The 17,658-nt window shown below is 72.2% G+C and carries 1 protein-coding gene (only partly in view); it reads right to left on the minus strand.

The features are described from left to right. Positions 1 to 17,658 carry the 3' portion of a non-ribosomal peptide synthase/polyketide synthase gene (locus G6N26_RS05390; RefSeq protein WP_163648732.1) on the minus strand. The gene runs 13,662 nt beyond the window's last position, so only the last 17,658 of its 31,320 coding nucleotides appear in the window; the start codon falls outside the window, past its right edge; it ends in the stop codon at positions 1 to 3.

The following is a 17,658-nucleotide window of genomic DNA, read 5'->3' on the forward strand; positions in this document are numbered from 1 at the left end:
TCACCGTGATCGGCGGGAGTGTGAGGTGGCTCGCATCGTCGCGCGCAGAAGGTCGCGGAGTTGTTCGCCGTACGTCTCGACCGATGCAGCGGTCAGCATCTCGTGGTGCGTGGAGTCGACCGCGTGCACCCGAATGTCGCCGGAGGCGTAGGGCGCCCAGGATCGCGACAGCCGCGCGCCGCGATCGCCGTCATCGCCTTGGTCCCGCTCCGCGGCGAACACGGTGACGTCACCCTCGAAGCAGCCGGGCTCGTGGCGGCGGTAGAGCTCGATGTTGTCGTTGAGGTTGCTCAGCAGCTGCCCGACGAGCGGTTTGCTGGGCGGGCCGCCTCCTTCGAGCACCCGCTGCTCGCCCAGGGCGTGCTCGGGAAGGGCGGTGCCGCCATCGACGGCGGCGTCGAGGCCGGGCTGCGCGTCGAGCAGGATCAGGCTCCCGACCACGCATCCGCGGCGCTGCAGCTCGATGGCGACCTCGTGGGCCACCACCCCGCCGAACGACCAGCCCAGCAGGTGGTAGGGCCCGTCGGGATGGGCGTCCTGGATCCGGTCGGCATACGTCTGCGCCATCGCCCGGATGGACCCCGGGCCGCCGTCGCCGTTGCGCGGGATCTGCTGGATCCCGATGATCGGGCAGTCCAGGTGGTTTCCGAGCACCTGGTACGGCCAGCTCACCCCGCCGGCGGGATGCACGCAGAACAGCGGAGCGCCGCCGGCCCCCTGGTTGAGGGTCTGCACCGGAACCACCTCGTCGGTGTCCGTCGTGGGCGTGCGCAGCCGCTGACCCAGCGCCTCGACCGTCGGCGCGTCGAACAACGTGCGCACCGGGAGGTCGGCGCCCAGGCCGGTGTTGATCGCCGCGATCAGGCGCATCGCCGAAATGCTGTCGCCGCCCAGGTCGAAGAACGAGTCGTCGACCCCGACGCGCTCGACACCGAGCACGCGGGCGAAGGTGCCGACCAGCGCCTCTTCGAGGGCGTTCGACGGCGCCCGGTACCGGCTGCCGGTGTACTCCGCCGCGGGCAGCGCGCGGGTGTCGAGTTTGCCGTTGGGTGTCAGCGGCAGCGCGTCGAGCCCGACGACCGCGGCCGGCACCATGTAGCCCGGAAGCCGTTGGGCGAGCGCGGTGCGGACCTCGCCGGGGTCGGCGGTGCCGGTGATGTAACCCACCAGCCGTTTCTCGCCGGGGCGGTCCTCGCGGGCGATCACCACCGCCTGATCGACGTCGTCCAGTGCGGCAAGCGCGGTCTGGACCTCGCCGAGCTCGATGCGGTAACCGCGGATCTTGACCTGCTCGTCGGCGCGGCCGAGGTACTGCAGCTGGCCGGCACCGGATCCGGAGTCGCACCAGCGGACCAGGTCCCCGGTCCGATACATCCTCTGTCCAGGCGCTCCCGCGCCGACGAACGGGCACGCCACGAACCGCGACGCGGTCAGCCCGGACCGGCCGACATACCCCGCGGCCACGCCGTCGCCGGCCACGTACAGCTCCCCCACGACGCCCGCGGGCACGGGACGCAACCACGCGTCGAGCACGAACAGCGCCGCGCCGTCCACCGGCGACCCGATCGGTGGCGTCCCGGATCCCGCCGACAGGGGCGCGCTGATCGCCACGCACATGGTCGTCTCGGTCGGGCCGTAGGCGTTGACCATCACCCGGCCCGGCGCCCAGCGGTCCACCACCTCGGGCGGGCAGGCCTCGCCCGCCATCACCAACGACACCGATTCCAGCCCCTCGTGGGACAGCATCGCCACCGCGGACGGGGTCTGCGTCAGCACGCTGACCCCTTCGGCCGCCAGCAAGGCGTGGAAGTCCTGCGGCGAGCGCGCCACCGACTCGGGCACGACCACCAGCCGCCCGCCGCGCAGCAGCGCGCCGAAGATCTCCCACACCGAGACGTCGAAAGCGTACGAGTGGCTTTGCGTCCACACGCCCACTCGCGGCAGGCCCGCATCCAACGGCTCCAACAGCTGCGTCACGTTGCGATGAGTGATCGCAACACCTTTGGGAACGCCGGTGGTGCCCGAGGTGTAGATGATGTAGGCGACGCCGTCGGCCGGGGGCGCCGGCAGCGGCGTGCCCGCGACGGTGTCGGTCGGTGCGTCCTCGATGTCGATGACCGTCAGGCCGCACCCATCCAGCCGCGAGCGCAGGCCCGTGGTGGTGACGGCCGCGACCGGCGCGGAGTCCTCGAGCATGAACCTGATCCGGGTCGCCGGCGCCGCCGGGTCGATCGGCAGGTAGGCCGCCCCGGTCTTGAGCACCGCCAGGATCGCGACGATCGCCTGCGCCGACCGCGAAAACAGCAGCGCCACAGACTGTCCCGGGCCCGCGCCCTCGGCGGCCAGCAGGTGCGCCAGCCGGTTGGCGGCGTCGTCGAGTTCGCGGTACGTCATCGACAGGTCGCCCCAGCGGACCGCCACCGCGTCCGGCGTCTGGGCCACGTGGGCGTCGAACAACGCCGGAATCGACGGCAATTCGAGCGGCGCCCGCGCCAGGACCGCCCGGTTGCCGATCGCGTCGAGGCGCGCGTGTTCGGACGCGTCGAGCAGGTCCACCGATGACAGCGGCCGGGCCGGATCGGCGGTCATGGCGACCAGCACCCGCTCGAGCCGCTCGCTGAGCGCCCCGATGGTCTGCGCGTCGAAGACGCCGGCGTCGTACTCGACCCGGAGGCCGAGCTGCTCGCCGGACAGCGCGGCCTGCATCGTCAACGGGTAGTGGTTGCGCTCGAACATGTTGACGTCGGTGATGCCCAGCTCGTGGTCGACGGCCATCGCCGAGGTGTCCAGCGGGTAGTTCTCGTAGGCGAACAGGGTGTCGAACAGCTTGTCCTGACCGGTGATTCGGTGGATCTCGCTGAGCGCCAGGTGCTGGTGATCGAGCGTCTCGGTGTGCGCGTTTTGCAGCTGGGCGAGCAGGTCGGCCGCGGTGGTCGCCGCCGTGATGCGCGCGCGCACCGGGACGGTGTTGATCATCAGGCCCACCATCGCGTCGGCGCCCGGCACGTCGGCCGGCCTGCCCGAGACGGTGGTGCCGAAGGCGACGTCGTGCTGACCGGTCAGCCACGCCAGCAGCTGCGCCCACGCGGCCTGCAGCACGGTGCTGACGGTGGTGTGGCTGGCGCGGGCCAGCTCGCTGAGCGCGGCCGTGATCTCCGCGGAGACCGCGAACGACTGGACGCCCCGGGCGCCGGGTTCCAGCTGTTGCGGCGGGCCGAGGAGCGTCGGGGTGTCGAAGCCGTCGAGCACGTGCGCCCAGGCCGCGCGCGCGGCGTCCAGGTCGCGCCCGGCCAGCCAGGTGACGAACCTGCGGTAGGGCGGGGCCGCCGGGAGGCGCTGGCCGGTGTAGCAGGCGAACGTCTCGTTCAGCAGGATCGGGACCGACCAGCCGTCGAGCACGATGTGGTGAATGGTGAGCACCAGCCGGTGCCGGTCGTGCCCGGTGCGGACCAGCACCGCCCGAACGGCGGGTTGGTCGGCCAGGTCGTAGACGGCCGAGCGTTCGGCCGCGCACAGGCGCTGGATCTGCTCCTCGGGCTGGGATCCGTTCGCCGCGACCTCGAGGTGGCGCCAGGCCATCGCCGGGTCGGCGGGGACGATCTGCACCGGCTCGTCGAACTGGTCGCTGAACCGGGCGACGAGGTGCGGGTGCCGGGTAATCACGGCGTGCATCGCGTCGCGCAGCCGGTCGCGGTCGATCGGACCGGCCAGGCTGAGGTCCAGCTGCACCACGTAGAGGTGGTCGTCGGTGCCGCGCGTGGTGGTGGCGTGGAAGAGCAGCCCCTCCTGCAACGGCGTCAGCGGCAGGACGTCGGCGATCCGGTGATTCCGCTCGAGCTGGTCGATCTGCGGCTGGTCCAACCGCGCCGGGGCCACGTCCGACGGGGTCAATCCGCCGCCCCCGGAGCGCACGTGCGCGCAGATGCCGGCCAGAGCCTCGAACCACAGCGCGCTGAGCCGGGCCACCTGCTCGCGGTCGAGCGCCGAGGGCGCCCATGTCCAGTTGGCGTGCAGCTGGGGGCCATCCTCGGTGTCCATGGTGCCGGCGTTGAGGTCCACGGTGTGCATCAGCGGCATGGGCACCGCGGTGCTGGCGGCGGTTGCCGGCGAGCCGTCCCGGCTGATCCGCCACAGCTCGTCGGAGAGCTCGGCGGCTCCTCCAGCGCCCAAGCCGCCCAGCCGGCCCAGGTAGTTGAAGCCGATCGTCGGGTCGGGGCCGTCGAGGTCCACCTCGTCGTTCAGGTAGCGCAGCAACCCGTAGGTCAGCGGGTTGGGCAGGGCGCGCAGCTGCTCCTTGGCGTCTTTGATCAGCGCGCCCAGGATCGGCGCGCCGGCCGCGACGTCCGCCCAGGACAGGCCGCCGACGTTGAGGGCCACCGGGTATTTGGTGGTGAACCAGCCGACGGTGCGGGACAGGTCCACCCCGGCGGCCAGGTCCTCGTCGCGACCGTGGCCCTCGACGTCGATGCCGATCGGGGTGCCGGCAGCAACCGTGGAGCCTAGGAATTCCGCCCACGCCAGCGCGAAGCCGACCAGCAGGATGTCGTTGACCCCGGCGTGGAAGGCCGCCGGCGCCGCACCGAGCAGCGTGCGAGTGGTCTCGACGTTCAACGTCACCGACAGGTTCTCGGCGGTCTCGTAGGTGTCCAGCTCGGGACGCACCGCCGGCAGAGCGGGCGGGGTCGCCGCCACCTGCCGCCAGGCGTCGGCCTGCTCGAGCACCGCCGGCGCCTGCGCGTGTTCGGCCAGCAGCGCGGCCCAGCGGGCGAACGAGGTGCCGCCCACCGGCAGCGCCACCGGCTGCCCGTGGTGGTGCTGTCCCCAGGCGATATTGAGGTCCTCCAGCAGGACCCGCCAGGACACCCCGTCGACGGCCAGGTGGTGAACGATCAGCACCAGCTGGCGGGCGGGGGCGACCCACAGCGCGCTGAGCATCACCCCGGCGGCCGGGTTCAGCCGCGACCGCGCCTCGATGACCGCCGCGTCGGACAGTTCGTCCACCGAGAGCACGCGCTGGGCGGCGTCCACCGAGCCCGGCTCGGGCACTTGAAGCGACCACTCGCCCGAGCCGTCGGCCGAATCCTGGTCGACGCGCAACCGCAGCATGGCGTGCCGGTCCAGCAGGGCCTGCAGCACGGTCACCACGTCGGCCTCGGTGACCCCGGCGGGCGCCTGCAGCACCATCGTCTGGTTGAACTGGTCGACGTGCCCGCCTGCCCTTTCCAGGCTGCGCAGCCAGCGGATGATCGGGGTGGCGGTGATCGCCCCGGTGCCCTCGTCGACCACGCCGTCCTCGCCGTCGGCGACGCCGGTCACCCGGGCCAGCCGGGCCACGGTCTGTTCGGTGAAGATGTCGCGGGTCCGCAGCGCCAGTCCGGCGGCCCGGGCCCGGGTCACCACCTGCATCGAGGAGATGCTGTCCCCACCCAGGTCGAAGAACGAGTCGTCGGCACCGACCCGCTCGACGCCCAGGACCTGCGCGTAGATGCCGGCCAGGGTCTCCTCCACCGGGGTCTCCGGGGCGCGGTAGCGATCGGCGTCGGTGTATTCGGGTGACGGCAGGGCCCGCGCGTCGAGCTTGCCGTTGGGAGTCAGCGGCAGCGCGTCGAGTGCCACGATCGCCGCCGGGACCATGTAGGCCGGCAGGTGATCGCCCAGCCGGGCGCGCAGCTCGACCGGGTCCGCTCCCCCGGTGACGTAGCCGACCAGGCGCAAGGCGCCGGGGCGGTCCTCGCGCGCGACGACGGCGGCCTGGTCCACGCCGTCGAGGGCGGCCAGCGCCGAACGCACCTCGCCGAGCTCGATGCGGTAGCCGCGGACCTTGACCTGGTCGTCGGCGCGGCCCAGGTACTGCAGCTGCCCGTCGGACCCCCAACACACCAGGTCGCCGGTGCGGTACATGCGCGATCCGGGCGCCCCGAACGGACAGGCCACGAACCGCGACGCGGTCAACCCGGACCGGCGCCAGTAGCCGCAGGCCACGCCGGCGCCGGCCACGTACAGCTCGCCGACCACGCCGGACGGCACCGGCCGCAGCGACTCGTCGAGCACGAACAGCCCCGCGCCGGGCACCGGAGATCCGATCGGAATGACGCTCGACCCGGCCCTCAGCGGCGCGCTGACCGCCGCGTACACCGTCGCCTCGGTGGGGCCGTAGGCGTTGATCATCGCCCGGCCCGGCGCCCACCGGTCCACCAGCTCCGTCGGGCAGGCCTCCCCGGCGACCACCAGGGTGGCCGAGCCCAGCCCCTCGGGCGACAGCAGGCCCGCCGCCGACGGGGTCTGACTGATCACGCTGACCTGTTCGTCGACCAGCAGCGCGTGGAAGTCCTGCGGGGACCGCACCACCGCGTCGGGGATGACCACGAGCCGCCCGCCCTGCAGCAGCGCGCCGAAGATCTCCCAGACCGAGACGTCGAAGGCCAGCGAGTGCCACTGCGACCACACGCCTTCGCGCGGCAGGCCCGAGTCCTCGGATGCCAGCAGCCCCACGACGTTACGGTGGCTCACCGCAACACCTTTGGGCACACCGGTGGTGCCCGACGTGTAGATCAGGTAGGCGATGTCGTCCGCGCGCGGGCCCGGCAACGCGGTGGCCGGCTGGGCGTCGATCGCGGGGTCGTTCACGTCGAGGACCACGACGTGATGTCCGCGCAACCGCGCGGCGAGCTCGCCGGTGCTGATCGCGGCCATCGGGGCGGCGTCGGCGAGCATGAACCCGATCCGCTCGTCCGGGAGCCCGGGGTCGATCGGCAGGTACGCGGCCCCGGACTTGAGCACCGCCAGGATCGCCACGATCGCGTCGGCCGACCGCGGGAAGAGCAGGGCCACCCGCTCGCCGGGCCCCACGCCGAAGCCGGCGAGCCGGTGCGCCAGGCGGTTGGCGGCCTCGTCGAGCTCGCGGTAGGTCCAGGCGCGGTCCCCGAAGCTGAGCGCCGCCGCGTCCGGGATGCGGGCCGCCTGCGCGGCGAATAGCTCCGGAACCGACGCGTCTCTGGTCACGGGTGCGGTCAGCGCCGCGCGGTTGCCCAGGGCGTCCAGGCGGGCGTGCTCGGCCGCGTCGAGCAGATCCACCGACGACATCGGGCGGGTGGGATCGGCGGTCATCGCCGTCAGGACCCGCTCCAGCCGCCCGATCAGCGCCCGGATGCTGGCCGCGTCGAACACGTCGGTGCGGAACTCGACCCGCCCGCCGATCCCGGCGGGCTCGTCGCCGTCGGTCCAGCGTTCGGCCAGCGAGAACACCAGGTCCATGCGCGCGACCTGGGTGTCCAGCGGCATCGAGGTGACCCGCACGTCGCCGAGGGCCAGCCCGGCCCCGGGGTCGCCGTCCTGGCCGGCGAAGTTCTGCCAGGCCAGCATCACCTGGACCAGCGGGTGGTGGCTCAGGCTCCGCGCCGGGTTGACCCGCTCGACCAGCACCTCGAAGGGCACGTCCTGATGCTCGAACGCCTCGAGGCTGCGGGCGCGCACCCGGGCGAGCAGGTCGGTGAAGCTGGGATCGCCGGCCAGGTCGACGCGGAGCACCAGGGTGTTGACGAAGAAGCCGACCAACTCGTCGAGCGCGGGGTCGCGCCGCCCGGCGATCGGGAAGCCGACCGCCACGTCGGTGCTGGCGCTGATCTTCGACAGCAGCACCGCCAAGGCGGCCTGCACCACCATGAAGCTGGTGGAGTTGTACTCGCGGGCCAGCCCGGCGACCTGCTGCTGCAGGTCCGCCGGCCAATCCACCTCGACGGCCGACCCGCGCTGATCGGCGATCTGCGGGTAGGGCCGGTCGGTGGGCAGCTGCAGCCGCTCGGGCATGCCGGCCAGCGCCTCCTGCCAGTAGGCGAGCTGCGCCGCGATGCGACTGCCGCTGTCGGCGAGCTCCCCGAACTGGTCGCGCTGCCACAGGGTGTAGTCGACGTATTGCACCGGCAGCGGCTCCCAGTCGGGGGCCCGCCCGGCGCACCGGCTGGCGTACGCCATGCCCAGGTCGCGCACCAGCGGCCGCAGCGACCAGCCGTCCGCGGCGATGTGGTGAACCACGGCGACCAGCACGTGTTCGTCCTCGGCGACGCGGAAAAGCGAAGCGCGCAGCGGGATTTGGGTCGCCAGGTCGAAGGTTTCGGCGGCGGCGATGTCGATGGCCTCGCGCAGCCGGCCCGCCGACCACCTGCGGGCGTCGACGGTGCGCCAGCTGAGGTCGGCCTGCTCGGCGGGGATCACCACCTGCTGGGGTGTTCCGTCGGGCGCGGCGAACACCGTCCGCAGGCTCTCGTGGCGGGCCACCACATCGGCGAGCGCCGCGCCGAGCGCCTGGGCGTCGAGGCGTCCGTGCATCCGCAGCGCCGCGGCCATGTTGTAGACCGGGGACGGCCCCTGCAGCTGGTCGAGGAACCACAGCCGGCTCTGGGCGAACGACAGCGGGACCACCGCCGGCCGCGCGCCGGCCACCAGCGGCTCCAGCCGGCCCGTGTCCTCACCGATGCGCGGCGCCAACTGGGCGACGGTCGGCGCCTCGAAGATGACCCGCACCGGAACGCCGGTGTCCATGGCGCTGTTGATCGCCGCGATGACGCGCATCGCCGAGATGCTGTCGCCGCCGAGGTCGAAGAAGGAGTCGTCGACGCCGACCCGCTCGACACCGAGCACGTGGGCGTAGATGCCGGCCAGGATCTCCTCGGTGGGGGTGGTCGGCGAGCGGTACCCGGCGGCGGAGTACTCCGGCGCCGGCAACGCGCGGATGTCGAGCTTGCCGTTGACGGTCATCGGCAGCGCCTCGAGCGCCACCACGGCCACGGGAACCATGTAGGCCGGCAACCGCTCGGCCAGCTGGGCGCGGGCGTCGGCCGGGTCGGCGGCGCCGGTGAGGTAGCCGACGAGGCGCTTGTCGCCGGGACGGTCCTCGCGGGCGACGACGACGGCCTGGTCCACCCCGTCGAGGGCGGCCAGCGCCGAGCGCACCTCGCCGACCTCGATGCGGTAGCCGCGGATCTTGACCTGCTCGTCGGCGCGGCCCAGGTACTGCAGCTGCCCGTCACCGGAACTGGAGCTGCCCCAGCACACCAGGTCACCGGTGCGGTACATGCGCGAACCCGGCTCGCCGAACGGGCAGGCCACGAACCGCGACGCGGTCAGCCCGGCGCGGCGCACATAGCCATACCCGACCCCCCGGCCGGCGACGTACAACTCGCCGACCACGCCGGCCGGTACCGGGCGCAGCCACCCGTCGAGGACGAACAACGCGGCCCCGGGGACGGGCGAGCCGATCGGGGGCGCACCCGAACCCGCGCTCAACGGCGTGCTCGTCGTGGAGAAGATCGTGGCTTCGGTCGGGCCGTAGACGTTGACCATCACCCGCCCGGGCGCCCAGCGGTCCACCAGTTCCGGCGGGCAGGGCTCCGCGCCGATCACCAGCGCCGCGGCATCCAATCCCTGCGGCGACAGCATCCGCACCGCCGACGGGGTTTGGCTCAGGACGGTGACCTTTTCGGCGACCAGCAGGGCGTGGAAGTCCATCGGCGAGCGGGCCACCGAATCGGGGACTACGACGAGGCGCCCGCCGTGCAGCAGCGCACCCCAGATCTCCCACACCGAGAAGTCGAAGGCATACGAGTGGAACTGCGTCCACACCTGGTCGGCCGACAACTCGACGCCGACGGTTTGCGCGTCGAACAGCCGGGTGACGTTGTGATGGCTGACCGCAACGCCTTTGGGCAGGCCGGTGGTGCCGGAGGTGTAGATGATGTGCGCGACGTGCTCGGGTGCCGGCGCCGGCGGCGCGGTGGCCGGCCGGGTGCGCACGGCGCGGTCGTGGATGTCGACGACCATCAGGTCATGCGCGTCGAGCTTGTCGGCGAGCGCGGCGACGGTGAGCGCGGCCATGGGCACGGTGTCACCGAGCATGAAGTCGATGCGGGCCGCCGGCAGGGCCGGGTCGATCGGCAGGTAGGCCGCGCCGGTCTTCAGCACCGCCAGGATGGCCACGATCGCGTCGTCCGACCGGGGGAACAACAGCGCCACGGACTCGCCGGGGCCGACCCCGCGGTCAATCAGCAAGTGCGCCAACCGGTTCGAGCGCTCGTCGAGTTCGCGGTAGGTCATGGACCGGCCCTCGAAGGTCACCGCCGGTGCGTGCGGGGCGCGCGCCGCCTGGGCGGCGAACAACTCCGGGATCGAGGCCCGCGTGCTGTCCTGGGTCAGGATCTTCCGGTCGCCCCACGCGTCGAGGCGGTCGTGTTCGGCGGGCTCGAGCACGTCGATCGACGACAGCCGCCGCGTGGGGTCGGCGGTCATGGCGGCCAGCACCCGTTGCAGTCGTTCGATCAGCGTCGCGATCCGCGCCGCGTCGAAAACGTCGGTGTCGTATTCGACTTGGAGGCGCATCTCCCGACCCGGTTGGGCCTGCACCGTCAACGGGTAGTGGGTGGATTCGCGGCTGGTGATGTCGGTGACGGCCAGTTCGTGGTTGCCGGACAGGGCGCTGGCGTCGATCGGGTAGTTCTCGTAGGCGAACAGGGTGTCGAACAGCGTGTCCTGTCCGGTGATGCGGTGAATCTCGTTGAGCGCCAGGTGCTGGTGATCCAGCGTGTGGTTGTAGGCGCCCTGCAGTTGGTCCAGCAGGTCGGCGGTGGTGGTGGCGGCGGTGATGTTCGCCCGCACCGGCACGGTGTTGATCAGCAGGCCCACCATGGTGTCCGCGCCGGCGATTTCGGCGGGCCGGCCCGACACCGTGGTGCCGAAGACGACATCGCGTTGGCCGGTCAACCCGCACAGCAGTTGCGCGTAGGCGGCCTGCAGCACGGTGTTGACGGTGGTGTGGCGGGAGCGCGCCAGGTCGGCGACGGCCTGGGTGAGGTCGGCGGGCAACGCGAAGGAGTCGGCGCTTTGCCGCCCGAGGTCCGTGCGGTCCTGCGGCCCGACCAGCGTCGGGGTGTCGAAGCCGGCGAACACCTCGCTCCAGGCCGCGCGGGCGGCGTCGAGGTCGCGTTCGGCCAGCCAGCTGACGAAGCCGCGGTAGGGCGCCGCGGCGGGCAGCCGCTGCCCGTAGTAGGCGGCGAAGATCTCGCCGAGCAGGATCGGCATCGACCAGCCGTCGAGCACGATGTGGTGGTTGGTCAGCACCAGTCGGTAGCGCTCGGATGCGGTGCGCACCAACGCCACTCGGAACGCGGGCTGTTCGGCGAGGTCGCCGCAGACGGCCGCGCGTTCGGCGGCGCACAGCCGCTGGATCGCCTCGTCGGCGGCGGTGTCCTCGGTGTCTGCGGTGTCTGCGGGGCCGCCGTCGAGTTCGAAGTACTGCCAGGCCGGCGCGGGGTCGGCCGGGATGATCTGCACCGGCTCGTCGTATCGGTCGCAGAAGCGGGCCACCAGGTTCGGATGCCGGGCGATCATGGTATGCACGGCCTCGCGCAGGCGGTTCGGGTCAAGCGGGCCGGCGATGCTGATGTTCAACTGTCCCGCGTACAGGTCGTCGGTCGCAGGTGCGGTGTTGGCGTGGAACAACAGTCCCTGCTGGACCGGGGTCAACGCCAGCACGTCGGCGATACGATGTTGCCCCGCAAGCTGATCGAGCTGCTGTTGGCTCAGGCGGGCGGGCGCGATGTCCGACGGCGTCAGTCCGCCACCACCGGAGCGCACGTGGGCGCAGACACCCGCGAGGGCCTCGAACCACAGCCGCCCCAGCCGGGTGACCTGCTCGTCGTCGAGCGCCGACGGCGCCCAGGTCCAGTTGGCGTGCAGCCGTGGGCCGTCCGCGGCGTCGACGGTGACCGCGTTGAGTTCGAGGGTGTGCATCAGCGGCATGAGAATCGACGTGGCCGCCCGGGTGACCGACCAGCCGTCCGGATCGGGCCGCCACATGTCCGCGGTGAGCTCGCCCGTGCCGCCCTGGCGCCCCAAGTAGTTGAATCCGATCGGCGGTTCGGAGCCGTCCAGGTCGATCTCGGGGTTGAGATAGCGCAGCAGCCCGTAAGTCAGCGGGTCGGGCAGCGCCCGGAGCTGTTCCTTGCCGTCTTTGAGCGCCGCACCCAGCGCGGCGCCGCCCGCGACGACCTGCGCCCAGGAGACACCGCCCAGGTTCAGGGCCGTCGGGTATTTGGTGGTGAACCACCCGACGGTCTGGGACAGGTCGATGTCGCGGCCCAGTTCCTCGTGGCGGCCGTGGCCTTCGACGTCGATGCCGACGGGCCCGCGGCTGCCGGAGAACTTCGCGCACGCCAGGGCGAACGCGATCAGCAGGATGTCTTGGACTCCGGCGTGGAACGCCGCCGGCACTTCGCCGAGCAGCGCGGCGGTGGTCTCGGCGTCCAGCTCCATCGAGAGGTGGCCGGCCGTGGCGAAGGTGTCCACGTCGGGGCGGACCGCGGGCAGGGCCGGCGGGGCCGCGGCCACCTCGGTCCAGCGCCCCGCCTGGTCGACGACGTCGGGGTGGCGCGCATGCTGGGCGAGCTGTGCCGACCACCGGGCGAACGAGGTGCCCGCGGCGGGCAGCTCGACCGACTGACCGCTGTGGTGTTGGGCCCAGGCGATGTTCAAGTCCTGCAACAGGATTCGCCAGGAAACGCCGTCGACGGCGAGGTGGTGAACGATCACGACGAGCTGACTGGTGGCGCCGGCCCACAGCGCGCTCAGCATCACCCCGGCGGCCGGGTTCAGCCGCGACCGCGCGTCGATGACCGCCGCATCGGACAGCTCGTCCACGACGTGCAGGCGCTCGGCGGCGTCGACCGAGCCCGCCTCGGGCACCGTCAGCGCCCAGTCGCCGGAGCCGTCCTCGTCGCCTCGCTTGTCGACGCGCAGCCGCAGCATGGCGTGGCGATCCAGCAGGGCCTGCAGCACGGTCACCACGTCGGCCTCGGTGACCCCGGCGGGGGCCTGCACCAGCATGGCCTGGTTGAACTGATCGACTTGTCCGCCAACGCTTTCCACATCGCGCAGCCAGCGGATGATCGGGGTGGCCGCCACCGGGCCGACGCCCTCGTCGACCACGACGGCGTCGGCGTCGACCACCTCGGCCACGCGGGCCAGCCGGGCCACGGTCTGCTCGACGAAGATGTCGCGGGTCTTGCACACCAGGCCGGCGGCGCGCGCCCGCGTCACGACCTGCATCGACGAAATGCTGTCCCCGCCAAGGTCGAAGAACGAGTCGTCGACGCCGACCCGCTCGAGCCCGAGCACCTGGGCGTAGATGCCCGCGAAGATTTCTTCGATGGCGTTGTCGGGGGCGCGGTATTGGTCGGTGTCGGAGTATTCCGGCGCGGGCAGCGCGCGGGTGTCGAGTTTGCCGTTGGGGGTCAGCGGCAGGGCCTGCATGACGACCACGGCGGCCGGAATCATGTAGCCCGGCAGCCGTTCGGCCAGCGCGGCGCGGACCGCGGCCGGGTCGGCGGTGCCGGTGACGTAGCCGACGAGGCGCTTGTCCCCCGGCCGGTCCTCGCGGGCGACGACGACGGCCTGCTCGACGCCGTCCACCCACGCGAGCGCCGCCCGCACGTCGCCGAGTTCGATGCGGTAGCCGCGGATCTTGACCTGCTCGTCCGCGCGGCCGAGGTAGTCCAGTTGCCCGTCCGCGCGCCAGCGCACCAGGTCGCCGGTGCGGTACATGCGCGATCCGGGCGCCCCGAAGGGACAGGCCACGAACCGCGACGCGCTCAGGCCGGCCCGCTTCCAGTAGCCGCAGGCCACGCCGGCGCCGGCGAGGTACAACTCGCCGACCACGCCGGGCGGCACCGGCCGCAGCCACTCGTCGAGTACGAACGACGCCCCGTTGGGCACCGGGGAGCCGATCGGCACTGGCCCGATTGCGCCCGATCCGGCCGGCAGCGGCGCGCTGATCGCGGCGTAGATGGTGGCTTCGGTGGGGCCGTAGGCGTTGATCATCACGCGCCCGGGCGCCCAGCGGTCCACGAGTTCGGCCGGGCAGGCCTCGCCGGCGACCACCAGCGCGGCCGCCTCCAGGCCATCGGGCGAGAGCGCTCCGGCCGCCGACGGGGTCTGGCTCAGCACGCTGACCTGTTCGGCCACCAGAAGCGCGTGCAGATCTTCCGGTGAGCGCGCGACGGATTCGGGCACCACGACCAGCCGGCCGCCCTGCAACAGGGCGCCGAAGATTTCCCAGACCGAGACGTCGAAGGCCAGCGAGTGCCATTGCGACCACACGCCGGTGCGCGGCAGCCCCGAGTCTTGCGAGGCCAGCAGCTGGGTCACGTTGCGGTGCGTGACCGCAACGCCTTTGGGGACACCGGTGGTGCCCGAGGTGTAGATCAGGTACGCGAGGTCGTCCGGACCCGGTGCCGGCAAGGCGGTCGCGGGCTGGGTGTCGACGGCGGGATCACCGACGTCGATGACCATGACGTCGTGGTCGTCGAGCCGGTCGCGGAGACCGGCGGTGGTGAGCGCGGCGATCGGGGCGGCGTCGGCGAGCATGAAGCCGATCCGCTCGGCCGGCAGCGCCGGATCGATCGGCAGGTAGGCCGCGCCGGTCTTCAGCACGGCCAGAATGGCGACGATCGCCTCGGTCGAGCGCGAGAACAGCAGCGCCACGGCCTGTCCCGGTCGCGCCCCGCGGCCGGCCAGCAGGTGCGCCAGCCGGTTCGACGCCTCGTCGAGCTCGCGGTAGGTCGTCGCGCGGCCCTCGCATACCAGCGCGACGGTGTCCGGGGCGCGAACCGCCTGGGCGGCGAACAGCTCCGGGATCGAGCCGGTCTCGGTGGCCCGCCCGGTGAGCGACGCGCGGTTGCCCAACTCGTCCAGGCGGGCGTGCTCGGTGTCGTCGAGCAGGTCCACCGCCGACACCGCCCCCGCGGGGTCGGCGGTCATCGCTACCAGCACGCGCTGCAACCGGCCGATGAGCGCCGCGATGCTGGCCGCGTCGAACACGTCGGTGCGGAATTCCACGGTGCCGCCGATCCCGGCGGGCTCACCCGCGTCACTCCAGCGCTCACCCATCGAGAACGTCAAATCCATTCGGGCGGTGTGGGTGTCCACCGGGATGGGCGTGACGTCGACATCGCCGAGGGACAGCCCGGCGGCGGGGCCGCTCTCCTGGCCGGCGAAGTTCTGCCAGGCCAGCATCACCTGGACCAGCGGGTGATGGGTCAGGCTGCGGGCGGGGTTGAGCCGCTCGACCAGCACCTCGAAAGGCACGTCCTGGTGCTCGTAGGCGGCCAGGCTGCGGTGGCGCACCTGGGAGAGCAGCTCGGCGAAGGTGGGATCGCCGGCCGCATCGACCCGCAGCACCAGGGTGTTGACGAAGAACCCGACCAGTTCGTCGAGCGCGGGGTCGCGCCGCCCGGCGATCGGGAAGCCCACCGCCACATCGGAACTCGCACTGACCTTCGACAGCAGCACCATCAGGGCGGTCTGGATCACCATGAAGCTGGTGGCATTGTGTTGGCGCGCCACGTCGGCGACCCGCTGTTGCAGTTCGGCGGGCCAGTCGATCTCGACCGTGGCGCCGCGCTGGTCGGCCACCAGCGGATAGGGCCGGTCGGTGGGCAGCGGCAACCGCTCCGGCATCCCGGCCAGGGCCTCTTCCCAGTACGCGAGTTGCGCGGCGATGCGGCTGTTTCCGTCGTCGAGATCGCCGAATTGCGCACGCTGCCAGAGCGTGTAGTCGACGTATTGCACCGGCAGCGGCGGCCAGCCGGGGCCGCGCCCGTCGCACCTGCCGGCATACGCCATCCCCAGGTCATGGACCAGCGGGGTGAGGGACATGCCGTCGGCGGCGATATGGTGCACCACGGCCACCAGCACGTGCCGGTCGTCGCGGATGCGGAAAAGCTCCGCCCGCAACGGGATTTGGGCCGACAGGTCGAAGGTGTAGCGGGCGGTGGCGCCGATCGCCTCGTCCAGCTGGTCGGCCGACCAGGCGCCGGCGTCGACGACCTCCCACCCGAAGTCGGCCTTGTCGGCGGGGATCACCACCTGCTGCGGCAGCCCCTCGGGTGCGACGAACACCGTCCGCAGGCTCTCGTGGCGGGACACCACATCACCGAGCGCGGCGCCCAGGGCGTCGGCATCGAGCGGCCCGTCCAACCGCAGCGCCGCCGCCATGTTGTACACCGGTGAGGGCCCTTGCAATTGATCTAGGAACCACAATCGGTTCTGCGCGAACGACAACGGCACCACCGCCGGCCGCTCGGCGGCCGTCAACGGCTCGAGCCCGCTGCCGCCCTCGCCGATGCGGGGCGCCAGCTGCGCGATGGTGGGCGCCTCGAACACGGCGCGCACGGCGAGGCCGGTGTCCAGGCTGGCATTGATCGCGGCGACCAGACGCATCGCGGAGATGCTGTCGCCGCCCAGGTCGAAGAAGGAGTCGTCGACCCCGACCCGCTCGACGCCGAGGACCCCAGCGTAGACGCCGGCCAGGATTTCCTCGGTGGGCGTTTCGGGGGCGCGGTACTCGCCGGCCGTGTATTCCGGTGTGGGCAGGGCGCGCGCGTCGAGTTTGCCGTTGGGCGTCAACGGAATCGCGTCGAGTCGCACCACCGCGGCGGGCACCATGAAGGCGGGCAGCCGTTCGGCCAGCGCGGCGCGCAGCTGGGCGGGGTCGGCGCTGCCGGTGACGTAGCCGACGAGTCGCTTGTCCGAAGGGCGGTCCTCGCGGGCGACGACGACGGCCTGGTCGACGCCGTCGAATCCGGCCAGGGCGGACTGGATTTCGCCGAGCTCGATGCGGTAGCCGCGGATCTTGACCTGCTCGTCGGCGCGGCCGAGGCACTGCAGTTGGCCTTCACCGGGTCCCGAGTCGTCCCAGCGGACGAGGTCGCCGGTGCTGTACATGCGGGTTCCGACCCCGCCGAACGGGCAGGCGACGAACCGCGACGCCGTGAGGCCGGGCCGGCCGACATATCCGGCGGCGACACCGGATCCGGCGACGTACAGCTCACCGACGACCCCGGGCGGCACCGGCCGCAACGAGTCGTCGAGCACGAACAGCGCCGCGCCGGGGACCGGGGAGCCGATGGGAACCGGCCCCATCCCGGCCGCCAGGGGCGCGCTGATGGTCACGCACATCGTGGTCTCGGTCGGGCCGTAGGCGTTGATCATGACCCGCCCGGGTGCCCACTGGTCGACGACCTCGGCGGGGCAGGCCTCACCGGCCATCACCAGCGACACCGAGTCGAGCCCCTCCAGCGAGAGCATGGCCACCGCCGACGGGGTCTGGGTCAACACGCTGACGTGCTGGGCAACCAGGACGTCATGCAGGTCTTGCGGCGAAGCCGTCACGGCCTCGGGGACGATCACCAGTCGCCCGCCGCGCAGCAGCGCGCCGAAGATCTCCCACACCGAGACGTCGAACGCCAGCGAGTGACATTGCGACCACACCCCGGCGGCCGGCAGGCCGGCGTCCAGGGATCCCAGCAGCTGAGTGACGTTGCGATGCGTGATCGCAACGCCTTTGGGGACACCGGTGGTGCCGGAGGTGTAGATCAGGTAGGCGAGGTTGTCCGGCCCGGGTGCCGGCAGGGGCGTCTCGGGCAGGGTGTCGATGCGGGAATCGTTGACGTCGATGACCGTCACGCCGCGACCGTTGAACCGCTCGGCCAGGTCGGCGGTGGTCACCGCGGCGACCGGTTTGGCGTCGCCGAGCATGAAGTCGATGCGCGTGTCCGGCGAGGACGGGTCGATCGGCAGGTAGGCCGCGCCCGTTTTGAGCACGGCGAGGAT

It is taken from the genome of Mycobacterium marseillense (assembly GCF_010731675.1).
Lineage (GTDB): Bacteria > Actinomycetota > Actinomycetes > Mycobacteriales > Mycobacteriaceae > Mycobacterium > Mycobacterium marseillense.